General features: G+C 70.5%; 1 pseudogene. It reads right to left on the bottom strand.

Annotated features, from left to right (window positions below):
• A pseudogene (locus tag FVP33_RS19070) lies at positions 1-224 on the bottom strand (hypothetical protein); the annotation flags it as partial.

Raw genomic sequence — 224 nt, 5'->3', positions numbered from 1 at the left:
GGTGGGGGGGGAGGCGGCGAGGCGGGTGACGAGGTCGGGAAGGCGGCGCGACATGATGTCGTGGCGGGCGAGCAGGCCGCCGCGGGTGGTCGTGACCCAGCCCCCCTGGCAGAAGGCCGGACCGTTGGCCGCCGATCGTTCGAGCTGGCTAACGAGCAGGTCCTTCGACCTCGTGATGCCCAGGACATCGGGGTAGATGAGACGGAGCACATCGATGCCCCTGG

Source organism: Lacisediminihabitans profunda, assembly GCF_008040105.1.
GTDB lineage: Bacteria > Actinomycetota > Actinomycetes > Actinomycetales > Microbacteriaceae > Lacisediminihabitans > Lacisediminihabitans profunda.
The sequence above is the reverse complement of the archived record's forward strand: the minus strand, read 5'-3'. Positions and strand labels throughout refer to the sequence as shown.